We start from the raw sequence: 5,892 nt of genomic DNA, 5'->3' as shown, positions 1-5,892 counted from the left end.
GCGATGATGCAGTTCAACATGTACCACCACTACACGGTGGACGAGCACACCATCCTCGCCATCGCCGAACTGAAGCACGTCGAACAAGGCGGGCTGATCGCCGACCTGCCGGTGACGACCGAGATCATGAAGGCGGGGGTGGACTGCGACGTGCTCTACACCGCCCTCTTTCTGCACGACATCGGCAAGGGGCTGCCCGAGGATCATTCCGAAGTCGGCGCGCAGGTGGCGCGCGACCTGTGCCCGCGGCTCGGCCTCGACCAGACGCAGACCGACATGGTCGAGTGGCTGGTGCGCCATCACCTGCTGATGTCCGACGTCGCCCAGAAGCGCGACATCTCCGACCCGCGCACGGTGCGCGCCTTCGCCGATCAGGTGCGCAGCCCCGAGCGGCTGCGGCTCTTGCTGACGCTGACCGCTTGCGACATCCGCGCCGTGGGGCCCGGCGTCTGGAACAACTGGAAGGCGCAGCTCCTGCGCGCGCTGTTCTTCGACACGCGCGCGCTGCTCACGGGGGGCGCCGAGCGGCTGTCCCGCGCCGAACGCGTCGAGGAGGCGCAGGCGGCCTTGCGGGAGGCCTTGGCCGACTGGCCGGCGGAAGCGCTGGGCGCCGAGATCGCGCGCCACTATCCGCCCTACTGGCTCGGTCTCGACGGCGCCGCCCATGCGACGCTCGCCCGCCTCGCGCGCGACCATGACGGCAAGGCGGTCTCGCTCGACGTGGACGTCGACCCCGAGCGCGACGCGACGCGCGTGCTGATCACCATGGCCGACCATCCCGGCCTGTTCAGCCGGATGGCGCTGGCGCTCGCGCTGGCGCGGGCGTCGATCGTGGACGCGCGCACCTTCACGAGCGTCGACGGCATGGCCTGTTCGGCCTTCTGGATTCAGGCCCGCGAGGGCGGCGCCTACGACCCCGCCCAGTTCGACCGGCTGCGCAAGTCGGTGGCCCGCGCGCTCTCGGGCGACGTGGCGCCGCGCGCGGCCCTTACCGAGCGGCGGCGCGCCGTGCGCAAGCGCGAGCGGCCCTTCGAGGCGCCGACCCGCATCTCCTTCGACAACGACGCCTCCGACATCTACACCGTGATCGAGGTCGACACGCGCGACCGCTTCGGCCTGCTCTACGACCTCACCAGCACGCTGGCCGCCGCCAACATCAACATCTTCTCCGCCGTGATCGCGACCTATGGCGAGCAGGCGGTGGACGTCTTCTACGTCAAGGACCTGTTCGGCCTGAAGATCCGCTCGCGCGCCAAGCAGGACGCGATCGCGCGCAAGCTGCGCGCCGCAATCGACCGCGCGGCGGCGGACGCGCAGCCCGCCGCTTCCTGACCCGGACGCCCCATGACCGCCCGCCCGATCCGCCTGCTGCGCGGCTTCGCCACGGTCGGCGCGTGGACGATGGGCAGCCGGGTTCTCGGCTTCCTGCGCGACGTCATGATCGCGGCGCTGCTCGGCGCGGGGCCGGCGGCGGAGGCGTTCTTCGTCGCCTTCCGCCTGCCCAACATGTTCCGCCGCTTCTTCGCCGAAGGCGCTTTCAACATGGCCTTCGTGCCGCTCTTCGCGAAGCGGCTGGAGGGCGACGGCGCCGAGGCCGCGCGCGGCTTCGCCGAAGAAGCGCTCGCCGCGCTCTTCTGGACGCTGCTGGCGCTGACCGCGCTCGCGCTCCTCGCGATGCCCGCGCTGGTCTTCCTGCTCGCCGCGGGTTTCGCCGACGACCCGGAGCGCTTCGGCCTCGCCGTGATCTACGGGCGCGTGCAGTTCCCCTATCTGCTCTGCATGTCGCTGACCGCCCTGCTGTCGGGGGTGCTGAACGCGCTGGGGCGCTTCGCCGTTCCCGCCGCCGCGCCGATCCTGCTGAACGTGATCCTGATCGGCGCGATGGCGCTCGCCGCCGCCCTCGCCTGGCCGGTGGGCGCGGCGCTCGCATGGGGCGTCTTCGCGGCGGGCTTCGCGCAGGCCGGGCTCGTCTGGATCGCGGCGGAACGCGCGGGGATGCGGTTGCGGCTGCGCCGTCCGCGGCTGACCCCGGGGGTGCGGCGGCTGGTGCGGCTCGGCGTGCCCGGCGCGATCTCGGGCGGCGTCACCCAGATCAATCTCGTGATCGGCACGGTGATCGCCTCGTTCTTCACCGGCGCCGTCGCGTGGCTGAGCTACGCCGACCGGCTCTACCAGCTGCCGCTCGGCGTGGTCGGCGTCGCGGTCGGCGTCGTGCTGCTGCCGGAGCTGTCGCGGCGCCTGCGCGCGGGCGACGCCGGCGGCGCGCGCGACGCCGCCGCGCGGGCGTCGGAATTCGCGCTGGCGCTGACGCTGCCGGCGAGCGCCGCGCTCGTCGCCATTCCCGGCCCCATCGTCGCGACCCTGTTCGAGCGGGGCGCCTTCACGGCGGACGACGCGGCGGCGACGGCGGCGGCGGTGGCGCTGTTCGGCCTCGGCCTGCCGGCCTTCGTGCTCCAGAAGGTCGTCCAGCCCGCCTATTTCGCCCGCGAGGACATGGTGACGCCGCTGCGCTGCGCCGTCTGGGCGATGGCGGCGAACACCGCGATCTCGGCGTTCGGCGCGCTGGCGGTGGGGTGGCTGGCCATTCCGCTCGGCACCTCCGTCGCGGGCTGGCTCAATATGTGGCTCCTGTTGCGCGGGGCGCGGGGCTTCGGCGACGCTCTGGCGCCCGACGCCGCCTTGCGCCGCCGCGCGCCGCGCCTGCTGGCGGCCTCGGCCCTGATGGGCGCGGCGCTGGCCGGCGCCGCATGGGCGCTGGCCGGATGGCTCGCCGATCCCCTGCTGCGCTGGGCGGCGCTGGCGCTGCTCGTGGGCGGCGGGGGCGCGCTCTATGCGGGTCTCGTCGCCCTGCTCGGCGGCGTCAGCCGGGCCGAGTTGCGCGCGGCGCTGCGCCGAGGCCCCGCGAAGGCCGATTAAGGCTTTGGTCCCGCGCCGACCCGCCCGTAAACTTTGGGAAAAACATGGGAGGGACCGCGATGGCGCCGCGACCGAGCTTCACAGTCGGGATCGAGGAGGAATACCTCGTCGTCGACCGCGAGACGCGCGACCTCGTCGCCGAGCCCGACCCGGACTTCCTGACCGCCTGCGCCGATCGCGTCGGCGAGCGGGTGACGCCGGAATATCTGCAATGCCAGATCGAGGTCGGCACCCGCCCGCACGCCCGCATCGGCGACGCGCGGGACGAACTCGCCGCGCTGCGCAAGGGCGTCGCCGAGGCCTGCGCGCAATTCGGCTACGCCGCCATCGCGGCCTCCACCCACCCCTTCGCCCGCTGGCGCGCGCAGACCCACACCCGCAAGCCCCGCTACGACGAACTGCGCGCCGATCTCGGCGCCGCCGTGCGCCGGCTGCTGATCTGCGGGATGCACGTCCATGTCTGCGTCGAGGACGAGGATCTGCGCATCGACCTGATGAACCAGGCCGCCTATTTCCTGCCGCACATACTCGCGCTGTCCTGCTCCTCGCCCTTCTGGGACGGCGAGGACACGGGCCTCGCCTCCTACCGCCTGACCGTGTTCGACGCCCTGCCCCGCACCGGCCTGCCCGACACCATGTCGAGCTATGGCGAGTATCGCCGTCTGGTCGCGCATCTGGTGCAGGCGGGCTGCGTCGAGGACGCGACCAAGATCTGGTGGGACATCCGCCCTTCGGCGAAATTCCCCACCGTCGAGCAGCGCATCACCGACGTCTGTTCGCGCATCGACGACGCGGCGTGTCTGGCCGCGCTCTATCAATCGGTCTTCGCCTATCTCTACCGCCTGCGCGGGCGCAACCAGCGCTGGCGGCTCTACCCCGCGACGCTGATCCGCGAGAACCGCTGGCGCGCGCAGCGCTACGGCGCCGCCGGCAAGCTGGTCGATCACGGACGCGCCCAGATGGCGCCGATGGCCGATCTGATCGAGGAGCTGATCGACCTGTGCCGCGACGACGCCGAGGCGCTCGGCTGCGCGCAGGAACTGCGCCACGCCCGCCGCATCGTCGCAGAAGGTTCCTCCGCCGACCGTCAGCGCGCGGCCTTCAAGGCGGCGCAGGACGCCGGCGCCGACGAGCCCGAGGCGCTGCGGGCAGTGGTCGACCATCTGATCGCGGAGTTCTCCGAAAGCTGATCGCCGACCGATTCCGGCTTTATCCGCGCGGCGCGTCGGGCTACCGCTGTGCGCAGACGCAGCCGCCCCGAGGACCCCCGATGAGCGACGCGACGCACGCGCTGGCCCCCGAGCACCTGCCCTTCTTCGCGCCCGCCGCCGACGGCTCCGACCCGATGATGGTCAATGTGGCGATCTTCCTGCTGCTCGCGCTCTTCGGCGGTCTCGCGGGCATCCTCTGGCTGCATACGCTGCCGGAGCGGTTGGCGCATCGCTCGCACAAGCTCCAGTTCGAGATCGTCGCGGTGCTGGGGCTGCTGGCGCTCTTCACCCATGTCCACGCCTTCTGGGTGGCGGGGCTGCTGCTGGCGCTGATCGATTTGCCGGACATCTCCACTCCGGTGCGCAGCATCGCCGGGTCTCTGGAGCGGATCGCGGGCGGCCACGCGCCGCTGGACGCGGACACGCCGCCTCCAGTGGACGCGAACTCCCCCGCCCCGCATGGGGGCTCGCGCGATGCTTGAGCTGTTGATCTGCTCGCTCTTCACGATCTTTCCCGACTATCTCTATCGCCGCTACGCGCAAGGGAAGCGGTTCGGGCGAGAGATCACGCTGTTCTCGGTCTGGTACGAGCTGCGGCTGGGCATTTCAGGCTGCGTCATCCTGACGGTTCTGCTGATCACCGCGATCTTCTACTTCCACCCCTCGACGACTTCGGCGTCTTCGGTGTTCCGCACAGTTCCCATCGTGCCGGAGATCAACGGCCGCGTGGCCGAAGTGTTCGTCACGACCAGCGCCGCGGTCGAGGCGGGCCAGCCGCTTTTGCGCCTCGACGACAGCGTGCAGCAGGCGGCGCTCGAGACGGCGCAGCGGCGCATCGAGGAAGTCGAGGCGGACGCTTCGGTCGCGACCGCCGATCTCGCCGCGGCGCAAGGCGGGGTGCGCACCGCGGAGGCGTCGTATCGGCAGGCGCTGGAGGAGCTTCAGAACAAGCAGACGCTCGCGCAGCGCAACCCCGACGTCGTGCCGCGGCGCGAGATCGAGCGGCTCGAGGAGATCGTCGAGACGCGTCAAGGCTCGGTGGACTCCGCCGTGGCGGCGGTCGAGGCGGTCGAGGCGCGGCTGGCCGTGCAGCTTCCCGCCCGCCGCGCCAGCGCCGAGGCCGCGCTTCAGGAGGCGCAGACCCAGCTCGACAAGACCGTGGTGCGCGCCGGCGTGTCGGGCCGCGTCGAGCAGTTCCTGCTGCGCGTCGGCGACGTGGTGAACCCGTTCATGCGGCCCGCCGGCGTGCTGATCCCCGAGGATTCGGGCCGCCAGCGCATCGCCGCGGGCTTCGGGCAGCTCGAGGCGCAGGTGATCCGCACCGGCATGTACGCCGAGGCGGTGTGCCTGTCCAAGCCGCTCACCGTGATCCCGCTGGTGATCACGGCGGTGCAGACCGTCATCGCCGACGGGCAGTTGCGCACAGCCGATCAGCTGGTGGACGTCGCCGCGCTGCGCGCGCCCGGCACGGTGCTGGCGGCGCTGGAGCCGCTGCATCCGGACGGCATGGAGGGCGTGCCGCCGGGCAGCCGCTGCATCGTCAACGCCTACACCAGCAATCACGACCGCCTGTCCGACCCCGATCTGGGCTTCGGGACCCGCCTCGTCCTGCATGCGGTCGACACCATCGGCATCGTGCATGCGATCCTGCTGCGCAGTCAGGCGCTGCTCCTGCCGATCCGCACGCTGGTGCTGGGCGGCCACTAGACTCCATGATCGCGGGTGTGGGCTGACTGGGTCGGTGGCCTCTCCGGCGGCATTCTCC

At 71.8% G+C, this 5,892-nt stretch carries 5 protein-coding genes; all 5 read left to right on the top strand.

Going from position 1 to position 5,892, the window contains the following annotated elements:
• The coding region (locus V7Q31_RS16925) for an ACT domain-containing protein (RefSeq protein ID WP_333835030.1) at positions 1 to 1,332 on the top strand (1,332 nt) is incomplete at its 5' end.
• A gap of 12 nt (positions 1,333 to 1,344) precedes the next feature.
• On the top strand, positions 1,345 to 2,916 hold the full coding sequence (murJ, locus tag V7Q31_RS16920; RefSeq protein ID WP_333835029.1) for a murein biosynthesis integral membrane protein MurJ: 1,572 nt from the start codon (positions 1,345 to 1,347) through the stop codon (positions 2,914 to 2,916).
• Positions 2,917 to 2,975: 59 nt separating this feature from the next.
• Entirely contained in the window at positions 2,976 to 4,106 is a 1,131-nt protein-coding gene (locus tag V7Q31_RS16915) for a carboxylate-amine ligase (RefSeq protein WP_333835028.1), read from the top strand.
• 80 nt (positions 4,107 to 4,186) lie between these two features.
• On the top strand, positions 4,187 to 4,609 hold the full coding sequence (locus V7Q31_RS16910) for a hypothetical protein (RefSeq protein WP_333835027.1): 423 nt from the start codon (positions 4,187 to 4,189) through the stop codon (positions 4,607 to 4,609).
• The gene (locus V7Q31_RS16905; protein WP_333835026.1) at positions 4,602 to 5,834 is read left to right on the top strand and encodes an HlyD family secretion protein; all 1,233 of its coding nucleotides are present in this window, start codon (positions 4,602 to 4,604) and stop codon (positions 5,832 to 5,834) included. The genes V7Q31_RS16910 and V7Q31_RS16905 overlap by 8 nt, the downstream gene beginning before the upstream one ends.
• Positions 5,835 to 5,892 lie beyond the last annotated feature (58 nt).

Source organism: Rubrimonas sp., from assembly GCF_036788415.1.
GTDB lineage: Bacteria > Pseudomonadota > Alphaproteobacteria > Rhodobacterales > Rhodobacteraceae > Rubrimonas.
This window is presented reverse-complemented; position numbering and strand designations above follow the sequence as displayed.

What these genes read in the sequence shown, in the direction of transcription:
- murJ (WP_333835029.1), top strand. Translation starts at nt 1,345, where the DNA reads ATGACCGCCCGCCCGATCCGCCTGCTGCGCGGCTTCGCCACGGTCGGC.
- V7Q31_RS16915 (WP_333835028.1), top strand. Translation starts at nt 2,976, where the DNA reads ATGGCGCCGCGACCGAGCTTCACAGTCGGGATCGAGGAGGAATACCTC.
- V7Q31_RS16910 (WP_333835027.1), top strand. Translation starts at nt 4,187, where the DNA reads ATGAGCGACGCGACGCACGCGCTGGCCCCCGAGCACCTGCCCTTCTTC.
- V7Q31_RS16905 (WP_333835026.1), top strand. Translation starts at nt 4,602, where the DNA reads ATGCTTGAGCTGTTGATCTGCTCGCTCTTCACGATCTTTCCCGACTAT.